Raw genomic sequence first — 23,146 nt, forward strand, 5'->3', positions numbered from 1 at the left:
AACTTCAACTGCTTATCAGAACTTGTACTTCAGACGCACGAACGGGGTGCGGCCGTAGTAGTCGTACTGCGTAGCGAACGCAGGCACATTGCCGTAACGCGTGCCGGCGCCGGTCGAGATTGATGGCGGCTTGGCATCGAAGACATTAGCCACGCCAACCAGAATCTGCCAGTCCGACTGGTCGTACGTCATCGACGCAGTATGGTAGTAGCGAGCGTCAGCAGTGATGTCGCGGTAGGAATCAGGACGGCCGAGATAGGTGAACTGTTCCTTCAGGTCCTTGTTCTTGGTTTCGGCGATGTACGAGGTCAGCCAGTTGAAGCTCCAATCGCCACGCTTGAAGGTCAGCCCCAAATTGGCGACCAGATCCGGACGGCCAATGAAGCCCAGCTGGTCCGAATTGCTCAGGCCGCTGGCCTCCGCGCTGTCGAACAACTGCATCACGTCTTCCAGCGTGTAGGTGACCTGCGAATCCACCGTGAACTTGCCGAAACCGAACTCGTGTTCCCAGTTTGCCGTCAAGTCCCAACCACGGGTGCGCTGCTTGTTGATGTTGATGTACTGCGCATGCACTTCGGTAATCCGGAAAGGTTCATTCGGATCAGTCGAAGGGTTACGGCTCATCAGGTCGCAGAACTTGTTCGGGAACGCCGTGGACCCGTAGCAGCCACCGACGATGTCGCTCGCATCCAGCGAGGCAATCTGGTCATTGACTTCATAGTCGAAGTAGTCGATTGCCACATTCAGATTTGCAAACGATGGCGTGAAGACCAGGCCGACGCTCTTGGCACGCGAGGTTTCCGGCTTCAGTTGGCCTGCGCCACCACTGGTGTAAATCGTTGCGCTGGAGCCATTGCCTGCGTAGTCGGGAGCAATACCCAAGGAGCCGCAGTTTGCCGCCAATTGGTCATTGCTCTTTTCACCCCAGCGGATGCACGGGTCGATCGCCGTCTGTTGCTGGAACCCGGTCTGGTTTCCAAGGTACAGCTCATACAGGCCCGGGGCGCGATACGAGGTGCCCAAGGTGCCGCGAACACGGAGCGCGGAATTGATCTGCCAGCTGAGGCCGACCTTCCACACGCTGTCCGACCCATCGACCGAGTCGTACTGGAACATACGACCGGAAGCATTGGCAGTCAGCGACTCGATGCCCGTGATGCCCTTGAGCAGCGGCACCTCGAGTTCCACGAACGCTTCCTTGACCTTGTCATTGCCCTTGGTCACATCTGCGCTGGAGGAGCCCCAGATGAAGCCATCGCGCGAGACCTGGCTCGGTTGATCGTCAATCTTGTAATAGCGGTACTCCAGGCCGGCAGCCATTCCCACAGCACCTGCTGGCAGGTCGAACAATTCACCGCTGAAAACGGCATTGACGGTAGCCTGGTCAAAGGTGGTCTTGCCTGTGTGCCAGATGCCGAGGATATCAACCAGCTCATCAACCTTGGCGCCACTCAGATAGCCTGGGTCGAAGAAATTCCCGGCGGGCGTACCACTATCTTCATAGCTGAGGTCGCCAGTCAGGCGAGTGTCAATGCCCAGGTTACGATAGGTGCCGCTGGAGCGACTGTAGTTCGCATTGACTTCCCAGCCCCAGGAATCTGTACCGGCAAACAGACCATCCAGCTTGTTGGCCAGGTAGTAATAGTCCACCTGGACCTGGGTGATGGATTTGAACGGCATGACGGGCTGGGCCATTCCGTTCACGGTGCCCGGTGCTTCCAGGATGGGGAAGAACTGACGCCAGCTGAAGTTCTCGGTGTCGCGCTGGTTGTAGAGGAACTGGCTCCTCCAATTGAACGAATCGAAGCCGAAATCAGCGGCCAAGTAAGCGGATTTACGCTCCTGGCGGTTGATGATGTGGGCTTCACCCCAACGATTGAAGTTGGATGGGATCTGCGTATAGGCCTGGGTGCTGCCGTTTGCGTAGGTCTTGTCCTGTCTTGGAGCATAGCCAGCGAACGGACCGTTTGTGCTGCCGTTTGCGGTAGGTACCCAAACCTTCGCGGTGCCGTATTCCGCGATGTAATTGTGTTGCAGGTTCAGACAGAACGGGCGCGGGCCGTAGATCGAGGCATCGGTGCGGTCAATACGGTTGCCGTCCGCATCCGTGACCCGATCTTCCGAGCAGTTGAGGAAGTCTCGCTCACCGCGGGTCAGTTCGTTATGGCGGTACCACTCGACGGCGGCGACGACGCTGCCCTTATCGAAGTTCCAGCCGTTGGCCAGCGAGGCGGCAAATACTTCGCCACCACCGTGCTGTGGGATGCGCGAGGTGACGGTCAGTTCAGGGCGCTCGAAATTCTTCTTGGTGATCAGGTTGACCACGCCAGCGACCGCGTCGGAGCCGTAGATCGAAGACGAACCGTCTTTCACAATCTCAGCGCGCTGCAGAATGGCAGTCGGGATGACGTTCAGGTCGAACGCGCCCACTGCACCACGGGTGCCTGCCGGGCCGGGACGCTGGCCGTCGAGCAGCACCAGGGTGCGATTGGCGCCAAGTCCACGCAGCGAGAAGGTCTGGACGCCAGTACCGCCATCAACCACGAAGCCACCAAACTGGTGGGTGATCTGCGTTTCGGCAGCGCCGATGGCGGACTTCTGCAGGAATTCGCCAACGTTGACCTGGCCTTGTGCCGTGTTGGTCTCGGTCTCGATGGTGAAGACGGGGGAAATGGTGTCGTAGTCAGCGCGGCGAAGCAGAGAGCCGGTGACGGTTACCTTGTCAAGGTCAGTTGCTCCGGCGTTCGTCTGCTGCTGACTTGACTTGTCGCTCTCGGAAGTAGTGGCTTCCTGTGCGAAGGCGGGAGCCGCCTGGAGGCAGGCCAGAACCGCAAGTGTCAGAGGCAGGCGAATTGGCGAAGTGTGTCCATTTGCTTTGCGCATGCTGCTTTTTCCCCGTCTTGTTATGTTTCGGTTAACTGAGTCTAGGTAGCAAGTAATGTAAATGCAAGGTGAATATCAAACATTTGTAACTATTTTTGTTGCAGGCCCATTCAGCCCTTCGCGAGGCGAAGGGCTGGGGAGGGGGGTCAAAGCCCGTTCGGGCCGCAATCGCTGCGCAGGAAGCTCTCCATCAGCGGAAGCGTTGCCTGGTAGTGCCGGGGGTACCACGGCATGCTGTGGGGCATGTCCGGGATCAATTCGAACTTGGCTGCTACCTTGCCTTGGACCGCGTTGTAGAAGCCGCGGGCATGGAAGGCGGGTGTGCGTACATCGCGGTCACCCACGTAGAGCAGTACGGGGATGTTGGCGTTGGCGGTGTGCTGCATTGGGTCCATGCCCTTGACCGTTTGCCCCTGGAGGATGCGCTGGAGGCGGTTTTCGCTCCAGGACACGCCAAGGCGAGCCAGGTCGGTCACCGGGGCGCCTGCAATGGCGCACTGGAACGGTGAAGGACTGCGAACTGTGGCTGCTGCGGCGGCAAAACCGCCATAGGAGTAGCCAAAGATGGCAATGCGGTCCTTTGCTGCGATGCCCTGGGAAACCAGCCAGGCGGCAGCATCATCGTTGTCATCCTGCATGGTCAGGCCCCACTGCTTGTCGCCTGCAATCCAGTGGTCGCGGCCGAAGCCGGTGCTGCCACGGTACTGTGGGCGGACTACCGCGTAGCCGCGGGACGTGAAGTACGGGACCCAGCCGGATACGTCCCAGCCTGTGTAATCACGTGCCCACGGACCGCCGTGCGGGTGCACGAGCGCCGGCAGGGTGGCATCACCCTCCTTCCAGCCTGCTGGCAGGTCAAGAATCGCCGGGATCTTGCGGCCGTCGCGCGCTGTGTAGGTGATCCAGCGTTGTTCGCCGATCTGATTGCTGTCGATCCAGGGGCGTTCGCTACCCAATTGGGTCACGTTCTTCTTGTCTGTAAGGACAAAGTAGGAGGTCGGTTTGCTTGCGCTGCTGGTGGTGTAGAGCACCCTGGACAGGTCGTCGTTATAGCCTGTGATGCTGACGTACTGCCCTGGGTAGGCCTGCTTCAGGCTGTCGCTCAGTGCCTTCATCTGTGGGTCGACGTAAATGGCTTCGCGGCGCGGGCCGTCTACGTAAAAGCCGAGAACCTGATTGAAGTTGCTTGGGCGTGTGCCCAGGATCAGGTTGCCGATTGGGTACTCGGGGTGAGCTGCCAGCGGTTCCTTGTCAAAGGCTTTGGTCGCAGGGTCGTACTGCCATGCCTGGACCTGATCAGAGAACTTGTCAGTCAGGATGTAGAGCTTGCCCGTAGCGTCATCGATTCCGGCCACTTCCATGGTGTAGCGGTCGCTGAGCTTGGTTGTAAGGGCATCGTGCTTGTCGAATTGCCCGTTGCCCTTGTTCTTGATCAGGATCTGCTGTTCGTAATCGTTCGACCCAAGGGGTTCGATCTGGCTGCGGGTAAGCAGTTCGCCGTTCCGTGGATGGAAGAGGCCCGGTGCGGAACGTGTGCCGCCACGGAACAGTAGTTCGGTCTTTCCGGTGACAAGGTTGAAAAGATAGTAATTTGCCGACAAGGTCAACTCATTCATCTGCGAGATGATGACTTTGTCAGGATCAAGCGGAAGCGAGTGGACCAGCGATGCAGAGCCGGCCAATTCCAGGCAGCGCTGTGTCTGCTCGCTGACGCCGAGCTTGCGGGTGTTGTCGGCGAACGCTTCGTCGAACTTCGTTTGGCTTGGGTCTGTCAGATAGGCTTTGGTCAGGAAGGTCTTGGTGGCGCCAGTGGAGTTGCCCTCGCCACAGCCTGACAACTGGCCGGTGAATTCCTGACGGCCAATGACCAGTGTCTTTCCTGCCTTGAGTGCGCTGGCGGCGATGAACTTCATTCGATCACCCGAAGGGGTGATGGAAGTGGGGCCGCTGCCCAGCTTGTCCATGTCCCAGTTGGCCAGTGCGGTATCGCCATTGTTGCTGCCTGGCGCGGCGATGATGGCGACGAGCCTTTTGCCATCCGCGCTCATTGTCACGGACTGAATGGCCGGGATCTTCGCAAAGCTCTCCGTCGGTAAGGGGGTTGGGGCGGCCTGGGTGGTTGTCGCAGCCAGAACAATGCTGGCTGCGAGGGCAAACTTGGCGCACTTGAGTTGTTTCATCGATGTGACGTCCTTGGCTGTGGCTTATGTGCCGAGTCGTGGCACATTTGCGTCGAAGATGAATGAATGCTGTATTTTCGTCAATGCTGTGGCTTGTTTTTACGTGGGGGTCTTTGATTTTTCTCGCGAAAGTCGGGTGTGGCACTATCTCGGCCAACTCTTTTGAATTCTTCACGTCATGCAGCTTTACGATCAGTCCCGCCCAGCCACTCATCGTGTGCAAAAGGGGCTCTCCCCCCATCCGCGTATCCGCAATGTCATTGCGGTCGGTTCGGGCAAGGGCGGGGTGGGCAAGTCCACCACGGCGGTGAATCTGGCCTTGGCGCTGAAAGCGCTGGGCGCCAGGGTTGGTGTGCTGGACGCCGATATCTACGGCCCCAGCGTGCCGGCCATGCTGGGCCTGAGCGGGCGGCCGGAGAGCCCGGACAACAAGTCCATCGAGCCGCTGCGGGCATTCGGGGTCGAGGCGATGTCGATCGGTTTCCTGATCGAGCCGGACTCCCCGATGATCTGGCGCGGTCCGATGGCCACTTCCGCGTTGACCCAGCTGTTCAACGACACGTTGTGGGGTGACCTGGACTTCCTGCTGATCGATCTGCCGCCGGGTACCGGTGACATCCAGCTGACGCTGTCGCAGAAGATCCCGGTGGCCGGCGCGGTGATCGTTACCACGCCGCAGGACATTGCCACGCTGGATGCGCGCAAGGCTTTGAATATGTTCGAAAAGGTCGAGGTGCCGGTGTTGGGCATCGTCGAGAACATGGCCATGCACACCTGCAGCAGCTGCGGTCATGTCGAGCATCTGTTTGGCGAAGGTGGCGGCCAGCGCATGGCCGAGCAGTACGGGGTGCCGTTGTTGGGCTCGCTGCAGCTGGACATCGGCATCCGCGAGCAGGGTGATGTGGGTGCGCCTATCGTGGTTGCGCAGCCCGATTCGGCCGCGGCGAAGGCCTATATGGCGGCGGCGCAGCGGATGGCGGAAGAATTGGCCAAGCGCCCACGCGCCAGCATTCCAATCCTGTCCTCGTTGATCTGAGGCAGTCGCCAGCTGGGTAGCAAGCAAGGCCCGCTCAGCGGGCCTTGCCTTATATAGAGTGTGCAGAAATTGCTGGCAGGCGATTGCTTGCCGGCTCCTGGCCGGCTCTAGGCTAGAATCGACCACCCCCGGCCGCAGGCATGCTGCGGCACAACGTGAACAGGATCACTGAATGAGCATCAAGAGCGACCGTTGGATCCGCCAAATGTCCGAACAGCAGGGCATGATCGCGCCGTACGAAGCCGGCCAGGTCAAGCAGGTGGATGGCCAGCGCATCGTCAGTTACGGCACCTCCAGCTATGGCTACGACGTGCGTTGCTCGCGTGAGTTCAAGGTGTTCACCAACATCAACTCGACCATTGTCGACCCCAAGCACTTCGACCCGAAGAGCTTTGTCGATATCGAGGCCGATGAATGCATCATCCCGCCGAACTCCTTTGCGCTGGCGCGCACGGTGGAGTTCTTCCGCATCCCGCGTGACACCCTGGTGGTGTGCCTGGGCAAGAGCACCTACGCGCGCTGCGGCATCATCGTCAACGTCACGCCGCTGGAGCCGGAATGGGAAGGCCACGTCACCTTGGAATTCAGCAACACCACGCCGCTGCCGGCGCGCATCTACGCCAACGAAGGCGTGGCGCAGATGCTGTTCTTCCAGGCCGACAAGGATGACATCTGCGAGACCTCGTACAAGGATCGTGGCGGCAAGTACCAGGGCCAGACCGGTGTTACCCTGCCGCGCACCTGAGTGCGGCCTGGGCTGAAATGAAAAAGGCGCCGTCAGGCGCCTTTTTCTTTATGCAGGATCCGGCGGAGCGGCTTATTTGCCGCGCCCGAACAGCATGCCGATACCGACGGCCACCAGGATGGCCGGCCACCAGGTGGCGAGCATGGTGCCGATGTTGCCGTTGATCCAGCCGAGGTTCTTGGCCAGGAAGAACAGGCCAACGATGATCAGGATCAGGGCGGCGATCAGATTGGAGCGCATCGGCTTGCGGAGTCCGTAAGGAAGAAGGTGCTTATCGTAGCCGCTGGCGCCAGATTTCGACACGTTGGGCCAGCACCTCCGGATCGAAGCGCTGTGCCTTGCCGCTGCCCCAGACCGGGCCCGGCCACGCGGCGTCGTTCTCGTTGCGGCCGATCAGATGCACATGCAACTGGCGCACAATGTTGCCGAGCGCACCGATGTTGATCTTGCTGACGTTTGGCTTGTGCTTGAGGTGCTGGGAGATCTGGTTGATCTCGGCCAGCAGCAGGCGTTGCTGGGCACCGTCCAGGTCGATCCACTCGCTGGCATTGGGCACGCGCGGTACCAGCACGACCCAAGGGAAGCGGTCGTCGTTCATCAAGCGGATCTGCGACAGGGGGCCATCGGCAATCAGCACGCTGTCGGCGGCAAGGCGGGTGTCAAGTACGAAATAGGACGTCACAGCTTCGGTCATCGCAGGTTCTCGCTGAAGAAGGCCAAGGTGCGTTCGCGCGCCAGGTCGGCGCTGGCTGGGTGGTAGTGCATGCCGACCTCGCGGTTGAAGGCGTGGTCGGCTGGATAGACATATACAGGCAAGTCGGGTTGTTTTTCACGGTGCGCTGCAACGGCGGCGGCCGGGATCGAGGCGTCCTGGTCGCCAAAGTGGAAGATGGCCGGGGCTATGAACGCTGTGTCCAGGAACGGCACGTTGCGCGCGCCGTAGTAGCTGGCCGATGGCAGGCCCAGCCGTTGCGCGGCCAGCATGGCGATGGTGCCGCCCCAGCAATAGCCGACCGTGCCGACCTTGCCGTAGGGCGCCAATGCCGCAGCGGCGGCTTCGACCACGGTTACCGCGCGGTCCACGCCCAGCTCGTCGACCAGCGCCTTGCCGCGGCTGACGCCGTCCGCGTCATAGTCCAACTGCAGGTCCGGCTCGATCAGATCAAAAAAGGATGGCGCCAGCACCGCATAGCCCTCGGCGGCGTACTGCTCGGCGACATGGCGGATGTGCGCGTTGGCGCCGAAGATTTCCTGTATGACCACCAGGCCGGCGCGTGGGCTGCCGGAGGGCAGGGCCTGCCAGGCGCGGACCGGGTCGAGTGGGGTGGGGAGGGTGATCCACTGAGACATGAGGGGCTCCGGGGTAAGGGGCGAAAGGCGGAGTTCCTTCTCCCGCCTGCGGGAGAAGGTGCCCCGAAGGGGCGGATGAGGGGAGCTTTTAGAGCGGGGTCTGCTTGCTAGAAGCTTCCCCTCACCCCAACCCCTCTCCCGCTCGCGGGAGAGGGGCTCTAGTCAGTCATTCCCGCAATGAGACTGATTATCAGCTCTCCTGCGTATTAAGCCAGCCGCAGGGCGTCGCGGCCGTGGCCCGGTATACTGCCCGGCTTTCCGGCCCTGCTGCCATTCCGGCCCGGCCCCAGGATTTCCAGATCATGTCCCAGCTGAACCCCAAAGTCGGCTTCGTCAGCCTTGGCTGCCCGAAGGCCCTAGTCGATTCCGAGCGCATCCTCACCCAGCTGCGGGTGGAGGGCTATAGCATCGTGCCGTCCTACGACTCGGCCGATGTGGTGGTGGTCAATACCTGCGGCTTCATCGACTCGGCCGTGGCCGAATCGCTGGATGCGATTGGCGAGGCGATGAACGAGAACGGCAAGGTCATCGTCACCGGCTGCCTGGGCAAGAAGGGCGACATGATCCGCGAGCATTACCCGGACGTGCTGTCAGTGTCCGGTCCGCAGGACTACACCACGGTGATGGAGGCGGTGCATGCCGCGCTGCCGCCCAAGCACGATCCGTTCGTCGACCTGGTGCCGGACTACGGCATCAAGTTGACCCCGCGTCACTACGCGTACCTGAAGATTTCCGAAGGCTGCAACCACCGTTGCAGCTTCTGCATCATTCCCTCGATGCGTGGCGACCTGGTGTCGCGCCCGGTCGACGAGGTGCTGCGTGAGGCCGAACGTCTGGTCAAGGGCGGCGTGCGCGAGCTGCTGGTGGTGTCGCAGGACACCTCGGCCTATGGCGTGGACCGCAAGTACGCGCCGGGAACCTGGCGCGGCAAGGAGTACGCCACCCGCATGAAGGCGCTGTGCGAAGGCCTGTCCGAGCTCGATGCCTGGACCCGCCTGCACTACGTCTATCCGTACCCGCACGTCGACGACGTGGTGCCGCTGATGGCCGAGGGCAAGATCCTGCCGTACCTGGATATTCCGTTCCAGCACGCCAGCCCGCGCATCCTCAAGCTGATGAAGCGCCCGGGTGCGGTCGACAAGACCCTGGAGCGCGTGCTGCGCTGGCGCGAGATCGCGCCGGACATCACTGTGCGTTCCACTTTCATCGTCGGCTTCCCGGGCGAGACCGATGCCGAGTTCGAGCAACTGCTGGACTTCCTCGATACCGCACAGCTCGACCGCGTCGGCGCCTTCGCCTACTCGCCGGTGGAAGGTGCTACCGCCAACCAGCTGCCGGACCCGGTACCGGAAGAAGTGAAGCAGGAGCGACTGGCCCGCTTCATGGAAAAGCAGGCCGCCATTTCCGCAGCCAAGCTCGAAGCCAAGATCGGCAGCGTGCAGCAGTGTCTGGTTGATGGCATCGAGGACGGCATCGCCGTGGCTCGCTCCAAGGCCGATGCGCCGGAGATCGACGGTCTGGTGCATATCCAGAATGCCGATGAGGCCAAGCTGCGGGTCGGTGACTTCGTCAACGTCGAGATCACCGACAGCGACGAGCACGATCTGTTCGGTGATGCGCTCATCGAAGCCAAGGCTGCGCCGTTCGACCTCAAGGTGCTGTGACCACAGCGCCGGCCGCAAGCGATGCCGGCGTGGGCCGGCGTCGTTTTATAGCGCCATTGCGCGGCCAGGTGGATCCGCGCTGCTTTGATCATCCGCTGTTCGCGGATTTCCACGGTTTTGAAGCAATGATGCATTCGGTCGATTGGCCGGGCATCGATGCGTTGAATGCGCTGTTGCCCGTGCAGGGCAAGCGCTTCGTGACCCAGGACGACGCGCTGCTGGATGACGGCTTGCACTACGAACAGCGTATTGCGCAGGGCCGTATCGCCACCCGCGCGCAGAACTGGCATGACCTGTTCAACGCGCTGGTGTGGGCACGCCACCCCGTGATCAAACGCGCACTCAATGCGCAGCAGTGCCGGCATATCGCAGTGATGGGGGCAAGCCAGCGCAATCGCGCGCAGGCGGCGTTGACCCAGTTCGATGAAACCGGGCTGATCGTGCGTGTCCGCGATGCAGGCTTGCTGACGGCATGGGATCGACATGACTGGTCAGCACTGTTCGATCCGGATGGCTGGCGCGAAGGCGATATCGCGGTCTGCGCGGTGATTGGCCATGCGCTGATGGAGCAGGCCTTGCTGCCCGATCGATTGCTGGTAGGGAAGTGCCTGGTTGTCGTTGGCGATGACGAAGTGGCTTGCGTCGCCGCAGTGGCGGCGGCAATCGAAGGCGATGCCTTGCTTGTCGACCCTGCCGAGTTGCGGCCACTGCCGCTGGCCGGCATCCCCCATTGGCATGCGCCCCAAGACGCGGCCTTTTATCAATTGACCGACTACTTTCGCCCGCTACGCGAAGGGCGGGTTTATCCGCAGCCGCTCAGGCTCAGCCGTAGCTGACGTCGAGGATCGCGAAGCGGGTCAGGCCGCCGGGCAGTTCCACAGCGAATTCGTCATCGATGCGCTTCTTGAGCAGCGCCCGTGCCAGCGGCGAATCGATGCTGATCCAGCCCGCTGGCGCATCGGTTTCGTCGGGACCGACGATCCGGTAGATGACGGTCTGTCCGGAGTCGACGTTCTCCAGCTCAACCGTCGCGCCGAAGAACACGGCTTCCGGGTCGCTGGGCGTGGTGTCGACCACACGCAGGGCTTCCAGCCGCTTGCTGAGGTAGCGCACGCGGCGGTCGATCTCGCCCAGCTGCTTCTTGCGGTAGGTGTACTCGGCGTTCTCCGAACGATCACCTTCGGCGGCGGCCGCCGCCAACGCCTTGACCACTTCCGGCCGCCGTTGCCGCCACAGTTCGTCCAGCTCGGCCTTGAGCCGGGCATGGCCCTGGGCGGTGATCAGGGCGGTACTTTTTTCTGCAGGGGGACGCCAGCGGCTCATTGCGGTCATGCATTGCGTGGATGCGGGCATGGTAGCCGGGCTTGCTTGCGCAAGGCCAATCGATGCCCGAAGCTTCGCGTTCTCTGACAAGGAAGTTCGGTCGATGTTGATCCTGCCGCTGCACAAGCCACTCAACCTGAGCACGCTGCCCGTGGTGACCGTGTTGCTGGTGCTGGTCAATATCTATGTGTTCTTTGCCTGGCAGGCCGGCGACGAAGAAAAGGTACAGGCGACGCAGGCCTGGTACCAGCAGTCGGGACTGGCGGAGTACGAAGTGCCAGCGTATGAAAAACACCTGCGTCTGGGTGCACAAAGCGAAGCGCTGGCCGAACTGCAGTCCGTTCCTGTGGCACAGCGGGGCGGTTACGTTGGCATGGCGACTTTGAGCGATGTCGCGTTCCAGCGAGCGCTGGAGAACGGTGGCCTGTTCGAGTCGGAAGACGAGCAGGCGGCTTGGGCGCCGTTGCGCCGCGCGTATCAGGCGCAGCTGGACCAGGTATTCACCCTGCGGCATATCCTGCGCAGTTCGGAGTGGTCGCCGAAGCGACTGCTGTCGGCGGCGTTCCTGCACGGCAGCGTGATGCACCTGCTGGGGAACATGCTGTTCCTGGTCGTGTTGGGGCTGTTGCTGGAAGGTGCACTTGGCGCCTGGCGTTTCCTCGGGCTGTATCTGCTGGGGGCGGTCGGCTCCAGTGTCGCCAGCGTGTTGTGGCGTTGGGGCGAGGTGGGGGGCGGATTGGGGGCATCGGGCGCGATCGCGGCCGTGATGGGTGCCTTCTGCGTGGTATGGGGAATGCGGCCGGTGCGCTTCTTCTATTGGTTCGGGGTCATCTTCAACTATGTGCGCGCGCCGGCGATCTGGCTGTTGCCGCTGTGGCTTGGTTGGGAAGTGTTCAACCTGCTGACCAATGACGAAGCCGGAATCGGCTTTGATGCCCACGCCGGCGGTTTGATCTGCGGTGCGCTGCTGGGTGCCGTCCTGGTGTTGACCCGGCAGACCCGCGAAGCGTTCATGGCCGACGAGGTCGAAGCGTCGGCAAGCGATCAACGCTGGGAACAGGCGCAGCAATACATGGGACGCCTGGAGAATGCCGCGGCCGAGCGCGTGCTGGCTGAGCTGGCCGTCGAGCAACCGCAGCGGTTGGATGTTGCACTGGCGCGTTATCGCGTGGCGGCCAACGCCGGCAAGTTGGACGATCAGCGCGTGCGCGCAGCGGACGTGCTGCGGCTGGATGCTGATGATGCGAACAGCTTGGCCGCGCAACGGGGCATCGTGCAGCAGCTGCTGCACGAGGGTGTCGTCGCCGAACTGGCGCAACCTGCGTTCGAGCGCTGCCTCAAGGCCGGCTGGCTGCAGGAAGCGGAAGCAGTATGGGAACAGGCGACGCAGTTATCCGGTGAGGCGCAGGCGCAGGGGTGGCTCCGGCTGGCCTTGCGACACGGCGAGGCGCATGCGCATGCGCAGCGCCGCCGCCTGCTGGAATTGCTGCAACAGCGGTTTGGTAGCACGCCGCAGGCCGGCAAGGCGCGTTTCCTGCTGGAGAACGACTGAAGGGAGTGCCGCATCAGCTTCAAGGCGAGCAAGGTCGGTCTGCTGGTACCACTCCGTAGCCCGGGTAAGCGCAGCGCACCCGGGGCTGCTGCCGCACGAACGGAGATCCGCCCAGATGTCCTTGCTTCCCGGGTGCGCTGCGCTTACCCGGGCTACGTTGGCTGTGCGGCGGTGCTCGCAAGCGTGCTGCGTCAGGCCGGACTGACCTGCAAGGCCTGCCTGGCGGCCTCGAGCTTGCGGCGCTGCTCCTCGTCTTCGCAGCGTTGCAGCGCCTCGTCGATCAGTTGCAGTGCCTCGGCGTCGCGGTTGTAGCGTTCGCCCAGCAGCAAGGCGGCCTGCAAGGCCCATTGCGCTGCCTCCGGCGCACGCGGCCACGCCTTGAACATGGCCCGCAAGGTATCCATCTGCAGTTGCAGCTGCCCGCCGAGGCGCGCGCGTTCGGCCAGTTGTGCGGCCTGCTGCGGATCGGCCGGGGTAAAGTCCGGGTCGACTTCGAGCATGTCGCGCAGTACGTTCATCGCCTCGCGCTCCTGCTTTTCGATCAGAAGACGGTTGATGTACTGGCGGGCATGGTCGCGCAATGCATCCGATGCGCCCTTGCGTCGAAGCAGGCGTTGGTACAACTCGTGCACTGGCAGACTCACCGCGCGTGAGCGCACCGAGCCACGCAGGGCATCCAGGGCGGCATCGAGTTGGCCTTCGCGGACGAAGTGCTCGGCCTCATCCAGCAGCCGCTGGTCCGGGTCATGCAGCGCCAGGGTGTCGTAAGCACCTTCCGGTTCGAAACCCAGCGCCTCGTGGTACTGGTAGACCAGATAGCCGAGCAGGTGGAAGGCGCTGAACAGGCCCCAGATGCTGAAGAAATTGAGTACCAGCTCGCCGACAACGGGCGGCATGAACGTGTGCAGCCATTGGCCGGCAGTCAAGGCGCTGGCCTGGATGACGAACAGCAGCAGGAAGGCCGCCAGGTAAGGCCAGCCGATGCGGAAGGCGATGGTGATCGAGGTGGCCGGATTGGCGGCGTGGCGCAGGCTGCCATCCATCGCCAGCGAGATCACGCAGCCCGGCTGCAGCAGGACCACCGCACCCAGTGTCAGCAAGCCGATCACCGGGCCAGTGAAGATCGCCACCGCCACCACGAAAATGCCCATGAGTATCATCAGCCCCAGCAGCCGGATGACGGTGCCATCGCTGCTGCTGAGGGTGTTCTCCGGGGAGGACATGCGGCCGTTGGCGGTTTCGCGCAGCACCTCGAAGGCGTAACGGTAGATCGCCACCCAGGTGATGATGCCCAGCAGCCAGCCAATCGCCGGCAACCAGGTCAGCAGGGTGCACAAGGTGAGCGCGATCAGCGAGTACAGCGCCGGCCCTCGCACAGGATAGAGCGTGATCGCAGGCAGTCGCTGCCAGAACGGTTGTGGACGTTGCGCGCTCGCGCCGCGTTTGCGGTCTTCCATGACATCCCCCTGGGTCAGGCAATGATTGTGGCCGTAGCGGGGGTGGGCCGGCAATGGGCCGGTCAGTGCGGTAGCGGGCCGGCCCATTGCCGGCCCGGTATTGCTGCTCAGCGCTTGCCGCCGAAGATGCTGCCGAGGATGCCGCGCACGATCTGGTTGCCCAGTTTGGTGCCGACGGTGCGCGTGGTCTGCTTGGCCATGGTTTCGATCATGCCCTGGCGGCGCTTGGTACCAAAGATCGCATCCTTGATGCTCTGGCCGAAGCCACCTTCCTGTGCCTCGTCCTGCTGGCGCGTACGCGCTGCGGGTGCCTGTTCGGCGGCCTTCTCCGCGCGTTGCGCCAGCAGTTCGGCGGCGGACTCGCGGTTGACGGCGTTGTCATAGCGGGTGCCGACCGGGCTGCCGGCACGCACCTGGGCGCGCTCGGCATCGGTGATCGAGCCCATCCGGCAGCGCGGCGGCGCGATCAGGGTCTTCTGCACCGGCGAGGGAATGCCCTTGTCCTGCAGCGTGGACACCAGCGCCTCGCCGGTGCCTAGCTGCGACAGGGTGGCGACCACGTTGAGCTTGGGGTTCTGCACGAAGGTTTCGGCGGCGGTCTTGACCGCCTTCTGGTCGCGCGGGGTGAAGGCCCGCAGCGCATGCTGCACGCGGTTGCCGAGCTGGCCAAGGATGTTGGCCGGCACGTCGTCCGGGAACTGCGAGCAGAAGTACACGCCCACGCCCTTGGAGCGGATCAGGCGTACCACCTGCTCGATGCGCTGCACCAGCGCCGCCGGCGCGTCGTCGAACAGCAGGTGCGCCTCGTCGAAGATGAAGACCAGCTTGGGCTTTTCCAGGTCGCCCACTTCCGGCAGCTGCTCGAACAACTCTGACAGCAGCCACAGCAGGAAGGTGGAATACAGGCGCGGCTTGAGGATCAGCTGGGCGGCGGCAAGGATGCCAATCACGCCGCGGCCATCGTGGTTGACCCGCATGATGTCGGCCAGTTCCAGCGCCGGCTCGCCGAAGAAGGCTTCACCGCCGTCCTGCGACAGGCGTAGCAGCGAGCGCTGGATCGCCGCCACCGACTGCGCGCTGACCAGGCCGTATTCGGTGGAGATGTCCTTGCGCTCCTCGGCCACCAGGCCGAGCAGGGCGCGCAGGTCGTCCAGGTCGAGCAGCAGCAGGCCGCGGTCATCGGCCAGCTTGAAGACGATGTCGAGCACGCCGGACTGGGTGTCGTTGAGTTCGAGGATGCGGGCCAGCAGGGTAGGGCCCATCTCGCTGACGGTGGTGCGCACCGGATGACCGAGCTTGCCGTACAGGTCCCAGAACACCACCGGGCTGGCGGCCGGGGCAAAGCCGTCGACGCCGATCTCGGCGGCGCGCTGGGCCAGCTTCTCGCCGCCTTCGCCGGCAACCGCAAGGCCGGCCACGTCGCCCTTCACATCGGCCATGAACACCGGCACGCCCAGCCGCGAGAAACCCTCGGCCAGCGTCATCAAGGTCACCGTCTTGCCGGTACCGGTGGCGCCGGCCACCAGGCCGTGACGGTTGCCGAAGCGCGGGAGCAGGGTGACGGCGATGTCGTCGGTGACGCCTTTGCCGAGCAGGATCGGGTCCATGGAGGCACTCATTGATGAATGAAGGAAGGATTCTAACGGCCGACTGTATCGCGGCGGTGGCAATGTTGCCCCCGGGTCAGTCTGCCAGCTACCCTGCCTCACCTTTGTCATGCAGTGCTGCTGATGCCCGTATCCCTGTTACCTGCTCGTCGTTGGTCGTTGCTGCTGGCGACCTCGTTGTTGACCGTGGCTCCGGCCGCCCAGGCGATCTCAGCCCGCGACAAGGTCAAGGTTGATGCCATCGAAGCGCGGATGACGGCGGCCGAGAAGCGTTACAGCGATGCGCTGGTGCTGGTTGCCAATGCCGACCCCAAGGGCACTACCGAGGGCGACGCGGCGCTGGAAGACATGGAGGACGTGATCAGTGCCTGCATCGCGCAGAAGGGCTGCCAGGTCAGCAACCTGCTGGCGACCTATAAACGCCTGCTCAAGCAACGGGCTGATGCCAGCGGCGACGCGGAAGGTGAAGATGGCGGCCCATTGGAAGCCGATCCGGACCATATCGCGCCGTTGGTGGCCGACGTGCCTGAAGCCGCGCGTGCGGCAGCACTGCTGAACGATCATCGCCATGCCTTCGACGACATGGTCGAGTACAACCCGGCCATCCAGGCCGGCATCCGTCGCTGGCTCACCGATATGCGGCCCTCGCTGCTGACCAGCTATGAGAACTACATGAACCTGCGCGGGATCATGTGGCCCGAATGGGAGAAGGATGGCCTGCCCGAAGCGCTGCTGTTCGGCATCATGGCCAAGGAATCCAATGGTCGCGTGCATGCCTCCTCGCGCGTTGGCGCGGCCGGGCTGATGCAGTTCATGCCGGCCACTGGCCGCCGTTTCGGATTGGGTCCGGACGGCACCGGCTTCGATACCCGCTTTGATCCGCGCAGCGCAGCCAGTGCCAGTGCCGATTACATGAATGAGCGCATGCGCGGGCTCAACAAGAACATCGAATACGCCTTGGCTGCCTATAACGGTGGCGAAGGCCGTGCCGCGCGCATCTACCGCGAAACCGGCGGGCAGAGCTTCTGGACCGATACCTCGTACAACCAGTTCCCGGGCGAGACCAAGGATTACGTGCCGATGGTGATCGCCGCTGCGTGGATCTTCCTGCATCCGCAGCAGTACGGCGTGGAATTCCCCAAGCTCAACGCGCAGCCGGCGACACTCCGCCTGGCCAAGTCGACCACCATCTACGAGCTGACCATCTGCCTGGGCAGCACCGGTACCCGTGACGGTTACATGCGCGCGCTGCGCAATCTCAATCCGCGTTATGAGGCCGATGGCTGGATTCCGGGCGGCACCACCATCAATGTCACCACTCGCATTGCTGGCTTGTACAACCGTTACTGCGTCAGTGGCCCGCGCGCCGATCTGGCCCGTGCGCTGATAACGGCGGACCTGAATGCCGCGATCAAGCGCCCCTCGGCGGCGACGGTTACCGGTAGCGTGGCAGTGGGTGATGTACAGGCGATGCAGGCCGCGCAGGCGGTGGCGCCGGTGGCAGCGCCGGCACCGCGTCCGGCTGCGCCGGCACGTCGGCCGGCAGTACGCAGCTACAAGGTTGCCCGCGGCGACACCCTCGGCGGTATCGCCAACCGCTTCCAATGCGAATTGCCGGCCTTGGCGCGCGCCAATGGCCTGCGCGCGCCGGCTTACGCACTCAAGCCCGGGCAAAGCCTGAAGCTGGAAGGCTGCGGCCGTTGAACCAGGAAGGGCGCCGAAAGGCGCCCTTTTTTGTTTGGTTTTGTAGGAGCGGCGTAAGCCGCGAAGCTGGGATGATTTCAGCGCTCAGAGCTTCTGCAGTCTGAGGGCCTATCTGCTTCGCGGCTTACGCCGCTCCTACAATCGGACGCGCCGCTGTCAGCGCAGCTTGGCCAGCGCCTGTCCCAGCTGCACGGGGCTCTCGGCCGTCAGCGAGGGGTCAAAATCGGCAACGCCCGGCGGCAGCAGCACGATCACGGTCGAGCCGTAGTTGAAACGCGCCATTTCGGCAAAACGCTCCAGGGTGATGCCCTTGCCGCGCCAATCCTTGCGGGTGATGCGGTCGCCGTAGGCGGGGATTTCCTCGCCACTCCACACCGTTTCCACGCCGCTGACCAGCAGCGCGCCGACCATCACCTGCACCATCGGCCCGAAATCGGTGTCGAAGTGGCAGACCAGGCGCTCGTTGCGGGCAAACAGGCGCGGCACATTGGCCACCGCATCGGTGCCCACGCTGAACAACCGACCCGGTACGTGCACGGTCTCGCGCAGGGTGCCAGTCCACGGCATGTGCACGCGGTGGTAGTCGCGCGGCGACAGGTACACGGTGGCATACAGACCGTTGTTGAACGGCACCGCGTCGGCGGCGTCGCCGAGCAGTTCGGCGGCGGTGAACGACTGGCCCTTGGCCTGGAAGATGCGGCCATCCTCGATCGGCCCCAGCTGGCTGATGTGGCCGTCGGCCGGCATGGTCAGGGTGCGCGGATCGGCGGCGGGCACGCGTGCGCCCGGCTTCAGGGCACGGGTGAAGAAGGCATTGAAGCTGGGGTAGCTGCGTGGGTCCGGATTGGCGGCTTCGGCCAGGTTGACGTTGAACTTGGCGGTCACCGTGTCGATCAGCCAGCGCGAGATGCGCGGGTTCTGCGAATAGGCCAGCGAGCGGGCCATTGACGACAGCAGGCGGTGCGGCAATACGTAGGTGAGGCGTGTAACCAGACTCATGGTGCGGATTTCTCGGTGAGCTTGATCAGGTCGCTGGCAATTGCCTGCGGGTTGAACGGGGGGCGCATCAGGCCGGCCAGCCGGCCCTGCGGGTCGAGCACGGCGATGCTGGCGGAGTGGTCCATGCTGTAGTCGTCCGGGTTCTGCTCGAAGTGCTTGCCCGGGGCCTTCTGGAACACCATGCCCAGCGAGGTGGCAAAACGCTCCAGCGAGGGCACGTCGGCGGTGGCGGCAATGGTGTCCTTGTGGAAGGCATGGGCGTACTCGCCCAGGCGGTTCGGGGTGTCACGCTCAGGGTCCACCGACACCAGCACCACGCGCGGGCGCAGGCTGTCGGGGATGGTTTCCCATTGTTTCTGGGCCTGGGCCAGCTCGGTCAGGGTGGTCGGGCATACGTCCGGGCAGGAGGTGAAGCCCAGGAATACCAGGGTCCAGTGGCCGCGCAACTCGCCGGGGATCAGGCGGGTGCCATCGGATTGGGCCAGGTCGAACTCCGGCAGGGTACGCGGGGTGCCATAGAACAGGATGCTGCTGGTGCCCTCGCTGCCCTTGTTGGAGGGGCCGAAGACCTTCTGCGCCAACAGCAGGCCGAGGCCGGCGGCCAGGGCGATGGCCAGGATGATGCCGGTGTTTCGATTGAACATGCGCGCGGGCTTCCGTTCGGGTACGGCGGCAGGACAGGGCGTCCGCCGTGGGCGGGATACGGGAGTGTAGGGGATTGCAGGCGTACATCCCGGTGGTTTGGCCGGCGTTTGGGTGCCTTTTGGAGGCCAAAGCCGAAGTTTCGGCTGCAACTGGGCAGTCAATATACCGGTCGGATGCCTATAATCGCAGACCTTTCAAGTATTTCCGTATTGCCATGACTGCCGAAGCGGCCGCTGAACTCCATACGATCGTCGATCTGATCCGCTACGGCGCAAGCCGTTTCAATGCTGCCGGGCTGAGCTTCGGCCACAGCTATGACAACGCGCTGGACGAGGCCACCCAGCTGACCCTGCACAGCCTGCACCTGCCACCGGACCTGGGCCCGGCCTATGGCGCGGCCAAGCTGTTGCTGGAGGAGCGGCAGCGGGTGCTGGCGCTGTTCCAGCGCCGCATCGACGAGCGCCAGCCGGCCGCCTACCTGACCGGTGAGGCCTGGTTTGCCGGCCTGAGCTTCAAGAGCGATGCCCGCGCGCTGGTGCCGCGCTCGCCGATCGCCGAGCTGATCCTCAATGGCTTCGAGCCGTGGTTGGCTGGCCGTGACGTCCATCGTGCGCTGGACCTGTGCACCGGCTCGGGCTGCATCGCCATCGCCATGGGCCATTACTACCCCAACTGGCAGGTCGATGGCAGTGACGTCAATGATGCCGCGCTGTCGCTGGCAGTGGAGAACAAGGAGCGCCTGCTGGCCCACAACGTGGAGCTGGTCAAGAGCGATCTGTTCGCGGGACTGCAGGGTCGCGTCTACGACCTGATCGTGACCAATCCGCCCTACGTCACCAATGACGAGACCGACGCGCTGCCCAAGGAATACCAGCACGAACCGGATCTGGCCCTGCGTGCCGGCGACGACGGCCTGGATCTGGTGCTGAGGATCCTGCGTGACGCGCCGGATCACCTGACCGAAGACGGCCTGCTGATCTGCGAAGTGGGCGATTCCGAACAGCACCTGATCAAGCTGCTGCCGGAGGTCTACATGTCCTGGATCGAGTTCAAGGTCGGGCAGATGGGCATCTTCGCGGTCGAGGCGGCTGAACTGCGTGCGCACCATGCACGCATCGCCGAGCTGGCAGCTGCGCGGGCGTAAGCCTGTTTTTGACGTCATCCTCGCGCAGGCGGGGATCGCTCTTGCCTTGGCGCAGGAGTCGCAATGAAACAACCCGCCGTCTATCTTCTGGCATCGAAGAAACACGGCACGCTCTACATCGGCGTCACCAGCAACCTGGTGGCGCGGACCTGGCAACACCGGCAGCATTTGGTTGATGGTTTTAGCAAGCGCTACAACGTGGACAAGCTGGTCTGGTACGAGCTTCACGGGTGCATGGAAGCGGCGATTCTTCGAGAGAAGCAGCTGAAGAAGTGGAACCGGGAATGGAAGTTGCGGTTGGTGGAAGAGGTGAATCCCGAGTGGCGGGATTTGTGGGATGAGATAGTTGGGTAGTGTTTTGGTTTTGGTTTTGGTTTTGGCTTTGGCTTTGGCTTTGGTTTTGGTTTTGCTTTTGGTGTTGGCTTTGGCTTTGGCTTTGGCTTTGGCTTCGAGCCCTTGCTTTCAAGGTCGTCATTCCCGCGAAGGCGGGAATCGCTCTGGCTCCGGCCTTTGCTTGGCTGGCGTGAGGCAAGAGCACAGGCAAAAGCAAAAGCAAAAGCGATTCCCGCCTTCGCGGGAATGACGGCTTAAGGGCAACCGCAAGAGCAACCGCAAGAGCAACCGCAAGAGCAACCGCAAGAGCAACCGCAAGAGCAACCGCAAGAGCACAACGGCATTGAATACCTTCGGACAACTCCTCCGCGTTACCACCTTCGGTGAATCCCACGGGCCGGCGATCGGCTGCGTGATCGATGGGTGTCCTCCCGGTCTGGAGATCACGCCCGAGGAATTCGCCCACGATCTGCAGCGCCGGGCCACCGGCAAGAGTCGCCATACCTCGGCACGCCGTGAGGCCGACGAGGTCGAGATCCTGTCCGGCGTCTATGAAGGCCGCACCACCGGTACGCCGATCGCCCTGCTGATCCGCAACACCGACCAGCGCAGCAAGGACTACAGCAACATCGCCCAGCAGTTCCGCCCGGGCCATGCCGACTACAGCTACTGGCAGAAGTACGGCATCCGTGACCCGCGTGGCGGTGGCCGCTCCTCGGCGCGCGAAACCACCATGCGCGTGGCCGCTGGCGTCATCGCCAAGAAGTGGCTGCTGCAGCGTTTCGGTGTCAGCGTGCGCGGCTATCTGTCGCAGCTGGGCGAAATCACCCCGGCCGGTTTTGACTGGAGTGCGGTCGAAGACAATCCCTTCTTCTGGCCCGACGCCAACCAGGTGCCGGCGCTGGAGGCCTATATGGATGCGCTGCGCAAGTCCGGTGATTCGGTCGGTGCGCGCGTCACCGTGGTTGCCGACGGCGTGCCGCCGGGCTGGGGCGAGCCGATCTACGGCAAGCTCGATGGCGATATCGCGGCGGCACTGATGAGCATCAATGCGGTCAAGGGCGTGGAGATTGGCGACGGCTTTGCCAGCGCCGCGCAGAAGGGCACTGAGCACCGTGACCTGATCACCCCGCAGGGTTTCCAGTCCAACCATGCCGGCGGCATCCTCGGGGGTATTTCCACCGGCCAGCAGATTGTCGCGGCCATGGTGCTCAAGCCAACCTCCAGCCTGCGCCTGCCTGGTGCCACGGTGGATACGGCCGGCAACGCGGTCGAGGTCATCACCACCGGTCGCCACGATCCCTGCGTCGGCATCCGTGCAACGCCCATCGCCGAGGCGATGCTGGCACTGGTGTTGATGGATCAGGCCATGCGCCATCGCGCCCAGTGCGGCGATGTCGGTGACATCAGCCCGCGTATTCCCGGTCAGCTCGATGGCTGATCGGCGGCCCCGCGTCTGGGTATCGCAGCCCCTGTTCGACGATACCGTCGCGCAGCTGGCGGCGTACTGCGACGTGGTTGCCACCGCACAGGTGAGCGCCCACAGCGGCGCTGAAATCGCGGCCCGCTTGGCCGAGGTCGACGGCGCCCTGGTCACCCTCAACGACCGCATCGGTGCGGCGGAAATCGCCAATGCGCCAGCGTTGAAGATGATCGCCAATGTCGGCGTTGGCTATAACAACCTGGATGTTGCCGCGCTGAGCGCGGCCGGTATCGTTGCCAGCAATACCCCCGACGTCCTCACCGAAACCACCGCCGATCTAGGTTTTTCGCTGCTGATGGCGGCGGCACGCCGCATCGTCGAGTCCGACCGCTGGCTGCGCGAGGGCCAGTGGGGGCAGTGGTCGTTCACCACCATGCTCGGTGCCGACCTGCACGGCAGCACGCTGGGCATCCTGGGCATGGGCCGGATCGGCCAGGCCATTGCCCGCCGTGGTCACCACGGCTTCGGCATGAAGGTGCTGTACCACAATCGTTCGCAGCTGCCGGCCGAACAGGAGCAGGCGGTCGGTGCCCGCTACGTCGATTTCGATACGCTGCTTGCCAGCGTCGATCACCTGGTGCTGGTGTTGCCGTATACCGCGCAGAACCATCACCTCATCAATGCCGCCGCACTGGCCAGGATGAAGCCCAGCGCGACGCTGGTGAACATCGCCCGTGGCGGTATCGTCGATGAGTTGGCGTTGGCCGATGCATTGGCCAGTGGCCGGCTGGCGTCGGCGGCACTGGACGTATACGAGAACGAGCCCAATGTGCGCCCGGAGCTGTTGGCGCTGCGCAATATCGTGCTGACCCCGCATATCGGCAGCGCCTCGCTGGCAACGCGCCGGGCGATGGTGCAGTTGGCGGTCGACAACCTGCTGGCCGGCCTGGGCATCGGTGCCGATGCCGGGCAGCCGGCCAATGCCCTCAATGCCGAACTGCTGACCAACGGCGCCGCGCGTCTGTGCGTGGCCGGCAAAAAAATCGACGACAAAAAACGATAGGGAGCCTCCGTGGCTGTGCGCTGGAGGTTCCCCGAACC

Annotated in this window: 20 protein-coding genes; 10 read left to right on the forward strand and 10 right to left on the reverse strand. The window is 63.4% G+C overall.

Translation table 11 applies throughout. From position 1 onward, the window contains the following. Nucleotides 1–15: 15 nt before the first annotated feature. Both RT131_RS14800 and RT131_RS14805 read right to left on the reverse strand, forming a co-directional pair. Nucleotides 16–2,883 (reverse strand): TonB-dependent receptor, encoded by a 2,868-nt coding sequence (locus tag RT131_RS14800; RefSeq protein WP_313173561.1) that lies wholly within the window; start codon nt 2,881–2,883, stop codon nt 16–18. Nucleotides 2,884–3,029: 146 nt separating this feature from the next. Further along, complete coding sequence (locus tag RT131_RS14805) at nt 3,030–5,063, reverse strand: prolyl oligopeptidase family serine peptidase (RefSeq protein WP_313173562.1); 2,034 nt, start codon at nt 5,061–5,063, stop codon at nt 3,030–3,032. Nucleotides 5,064–5,241: 178 nt separating this feature from the next. Between RT131_RS14805 and apbC the strand changes: the two genes are divergently transcribed. Both apbC and dcd read left to right on the forward strand, forming a co-directional pair. Continuing rightward, complete coding sequence (gene apbC, locus RT131_RS14810) at nt 5,242–6,099, forward strand: iron-sulfur cluster carrier protein ApbC (protein WP_313173563.1); 858 nt, start codon at nt 5,242–5,244, stop codon at nt 6,097–6,099. Between the two features lie 172 nt (nt 6,100–6,271). After that, entirely contained in the window at nt 6,272–6,844 is a 573-nt protein-coding gene (gene dcd, locus RT131_RS14815) for a dCTP deaminase (protein ID WP_313173564.1), read from the forward strand. A gap of 72 nt (nt 6,845–6,916) precedes the next feature. Here dcd and RT131_RS14820 read toward each other — a convergent pair whose 3' ends face one another. Genes RT131_RS14820 through RT131_RS14830 form a run of 3 tightly spaced genes read right to left on the reverse strand, consistent with a single transcriptional unit; the run spans nt 6,917 to nt 8,194 of the window. Continuing rightward, entirely contained in the window at nt 6,917–7,084 is a 168-nt protein-coding gene (locus RT131_RS14820; RefSeq protein WP_170183049.1) for a DUF5668 domain-containing protein, read from the reverse strand. Between the two features lie 31 nt (nt 7,085–7,115). Next, nucleotides 7,116–7,538, reverse strand: a complete 423-nt coding sequence (locus RT131_RS14825) for an HIT family protein (RefSeq protein ID WP_313173565.1) — start codon at nt 7,536–7,538, stop codon at nt 7,116–7,118. Next, a complete protein-coding gene (locus RT131_RS14830) occupies nt 7,535–8,194 on the reverse strand; it encodes a dienelactone hydrolase family protein (RefSeq protein WP_313173566.1) in 660 nt (219 codons plus the stop codon). Before RT131_RS14830 ends, RT131_RS14825 begins: the two co-directional genes overlap by 4 nt. 302 nt (nt 8,195–8,496) lie before the next feature. On the opposite strand from RT131_RS14830, the gene rimO reads away from it, so the two are divergent. Both rimO and RT131_RS14840 read left to right on the forward strand, forming a co-directional pair. Continuing rightward, nucleotides 8,497–9,858, forward strand: a complete 1,362-nt coding sequence (rimO, locus tag RT131_RS14835) for a 30S ribosomal protein S12 methylthiotransferase RimO (protein ID WP_313173567.1) — start codon at nt 8,497–8,499, stop codon at nt 9,856–9,858. Further along, nucleotides 9,855–10,694, forward strand: coding sequence for a DUF3025 domain-containing protein (locus RT131_RS14840; RefSeq protein WP_313173568.1), 840 nt, complete (start codon nt 9,855–9,857; stop codon nt 10,692–10,694). The genes rimO and RT131_RS14840 overlap by 4 nt, the downstream gene beginning before the upstream one ends. Here RT131_RS14840 and greB read toward each other — a convergent pair. Next, nucleotides 10,681–11,181, reverse strand: a complete 501-nt coding sequence (gene greB / locus RT131_RS14845) for a transcription elongation factor GreB (protein WP_313173569.1) — start codon at nt 11,179–11,181, stop codon at nt 10,681–10,683. The genes RT131_RS14840 and greB overlap by 14 nt on opposite strands. 103 nt (nt 11,182–11,284) lie before the next feature. Between greB and RT131_RS14850 the strand changes: the two genes are divergently transcribed. Further along, nucleotides 11,285–12,733, forward strand: a complete 1,449-nt coding sequence (locus RT131_RS14850; protein WP_313173570.1) for a rhomboid family intramembrane serine protease — start codon at nt 11,285–11,287, stop codon at nt 12,731–12,733. A gap of 191 nt (nt 12,734–12,924) precedes the next feature. On the opposite strand, the gene RT131_RS14855 is transcribed toward RT131_RS14850, so the two are convergent. Both RT131_RS14855 and RT131_RS14860 read right to left on the reverse strand, forming a co-directional pair. Continuing rightward, a complete protein-coding gene (locus RT131_RS14855; RefSeq protein WP_313173571.1) occupies nt 12,925–14,190 on the reverse strand; it encodes a hypothetical protein in 1,266 nt (421 codons plus the stop codon). Nucleotides 14,191–14,297: 107 nt separating this feature from the next. Beyond that, the gene (locus RT131_RS14860; RefSeq protein WP_313173572.1) at nt 14,298–15,797 is read right to left on the reverse strand and encodes a helicase HerA-like domain-containing protein; all 1,500 of its coding nucleotides are present in this window, start codon (nt 15,795–15,797) and stop codon (nt 14,298–14,300) included. Between the two features lie 123 nt (nt 15,798–15,920). Between RT131_RS14860 and RT131_RS14865 the strand changes: the two genes are divergently transcribed. Beyond that, complete coding sequence (locus tag RT131_RS14865; RefSeq protein ID WP_313173573.1) at nt 15,921–17,501, forward strand: transglycosylase SLT domain-containing protein; 1,581 nt, start codon at nt 15,921–15,923, stop codon at nt 17,499–17,501. Nucleotides 17,502–17,657: 156 nt separating this feature from the next. Here the strand turns inward: RT131_RS14865 and asd are convergent, their stop codons facing one another. Both asd and RT131_RS14875 read right to left on the reverse strand, forming a co-directional pair. Beyond that, nucleotides 17,658–18,500, reverse strand: a complete 843-nt coding sequence (gene asd / locus RT131_RS14870) for an archaetidylserine decarboxylase (protein WP_313173574.1) — start codon at nt 18,498–18,500, stop codon at nt 17,658–17,660. Next, nucleotides 18,497–19,144: an SCO family protein gene (locus RT131_RS14875; RefSeq protein ID WP_313173575.1), complete on the reverse strand. Its 648-nt coding sequence runs from the start codon at nt 19,142–19,144 to the stop codon at nt 18,497–18,499. The genes asd and RT131_RS14875 overlap by 4 nt, the downstream gene beginning before the upstream one ends. Before the next feature lie 215 nt (nt 19,145–19,359). Between RT131_RS14875 and prmB the strand changes: the two genes are divergently transcribed. From prmB to RT131_RS14895, 4 genes are all read left to right on the forward strand, one after another. Beyond that, on the forward strand, nt 19,360–20,289 hold the full coding sequence (gene prmB / locus RT131_RS14880) for a 50S ribosomal protein L3 N(5)-glutamine methyltransferase (protein ID WP_313173576.1): 930 nt from the start codon (nt 19,360–19,362) through the stop codon (nt 20,287–20,289). A 63-nt stretch (nt 20,290–20,352) separates the two neighbouring features. After that, complete coding sequence (locus tag RT131_RS14885) at nt 20,353–20,643, forward strand: GIY-YIG nuclease family protein (RefSeq protein ID WP_313173577.1); 291 nt, start codon at nt 20,353–20,355, stop codon at nt 20,641–20,643. Nucleotides 20,644–20,965: 322 nt separating this feature from the next. Further along, complete coding sequence (gene aroC / locus RT131_RS14890; protein WP_313173578.1) at nt 20,966–22,063, forward strand: chorismate synthase; 1,098 nt, start codon at nt 20,966–20,968, stop codon at nt 22,061–22,063. Then, on the forward strand, nt 22,056–23,108 hold the full coding sequence (locus RT131_RS14895; protein WP_313173621.1) for a D-glycerate dehydrogenase: 1,053 nt from the start codon (nt 22,056–22,058) through the stop codon (nt 23,106–23,108). The genes aroC and RT131_RS14895 overlap by 8 nt, the downstream gene beginning before the upstream one ends. The last annotated feature ends 38 nt before the right edge of the window (nt 23,109–23,146 follow it).

It is taken from the genome of Stenotrophomonas sp., from assembly GCF_032066555.1.
GTDB lineage: Bacteria > Pseudomonadota > Gammaproteobacteria > Xanthomonadales > Xanthomonadaceae > Stenotrophomonas.

Bases quoted from the DNA above. Each gene is read 5' to 3' on its own strand.
- RT131_RS14800 (WP_313173561.1), bottom strand. From the start codon at position 2,883: ATGCGCAAAGCAAATGGACACACTTCGCCAATTCGCCTGCCTCTGACA.
- RT131_RS14805 (WP_313173562.1), bottom strand. From the start codon at position 5,063: ATGAAACAACTCAAGTGCGCCAAGTTTGCCCTCGCAGCCAGCATTGTT.
- apbC (WP_313173563.1), top strand. From the start codon at position 5,242: ATGCAGCTTTACGATCAGTCCCGCCCAGCCACTCATCGTGTGCAAAAG.
- dcd (WP_313173564.1), top strand. From the start codon at position 6,272: ATGAGCATCAAGAGCGACCGTTGGATCCGCCAAATGTCCGAACAGCAG.
- RT131_RS14820 (WP_170183049.1), bottom strand. From the start codon at position 7,084: ATGCGCTCCAATCTGATCGCCGCCCTGATCCTGATCATCGTTGGCCTG.
- RT131_RS14825 (WP_313173565.1), bottom strand. From the start codon at position 7,538: ATGACCGAAGCTGTGACGTCCTATTTCGTACTTGACACCCGCCTTGCC.
- RT131_RS14830 (WP_313173566.1), bottom strand. From the start codon at position 8,194: ATGTCTCAGTGGATCACCCTCCCCACCCCACTCGACCCGGTCCGCGCC.
- rimO (WP_313173567.1), top strand. From the start codon at position 8,497: ATGTCCCAGCTGAACCCCAAAGTCGGCTTCGTCAGCCTTGGCTGCCCG.
- greB (WP_313173569.1), bottom strand. From the start codon at position 11,181: ATGAGCCGCTGGCGTCCCCCTGCAGAAAAAAGTACCGCCCTGATCACC.
- RT131_RS14850 (WP_313173570.1), top strand. From the start codon at position 11,285: ATGTTGATCCTGCCGCTGCACAAGCCACTCAACCTGAGCACGCTGCCC.
- RT131_RS14855 (WP_313173571.1), bottom strand. From the start codon at position 14,190: ATGGAAGACCGCAAACGCGGCGCGAGCGCGCAACGTCCACAACCGTTC.
- RT131_RS14860 (WP_313173572.1), bottom strand. From the start codon at position 15,797: ATGGACCCGATCCTGCTCGGCAAAGGCGTCACCGACGACATCGCCGTC.
- RT131_RS14865 (WP_313173573.1), top strand. From the start codon at position 15,921: ATGCCCGTATCCCTGTTACCTGCTCGTCGTTGGTCGTTGCTGCTGGCG.
- asd (WP_313173574.1), bottom strand. From the start codon at position 18,500: ATGAGTCTGGTTACACGCCTCACCTACGTATTGCCGCACCGCCTGCTG.
- RT131_RS14875 (WP_313173575.1), bottom strand. From the start codon at position 19,144: ATGTTCAATCGAAACACCGGCATCATCCTGGCCATCGCCCTGGCCGCC.
- prmB (WP_313173576.1), top strand. From the start codon at position 19,360: ATGACTGCCGAAGCGGCCGCTGAACTCCATACGATCGTCGATCTGATC.
- RT131_RS14885 (WP_313173577.1), top strand. From the start codon at position 20,353: ATGAAACAACCCGCCGTCTATCTTCTGGCATCGAAGAAACACGGCACG.
- RT131_RS14895 (WP_313173621.1), top strand. From the start codon at position 22,056: ATGGCTGATCGGCGGCCCCGCGTCTGGGTATCGCAGCCCCTGTTCGAC.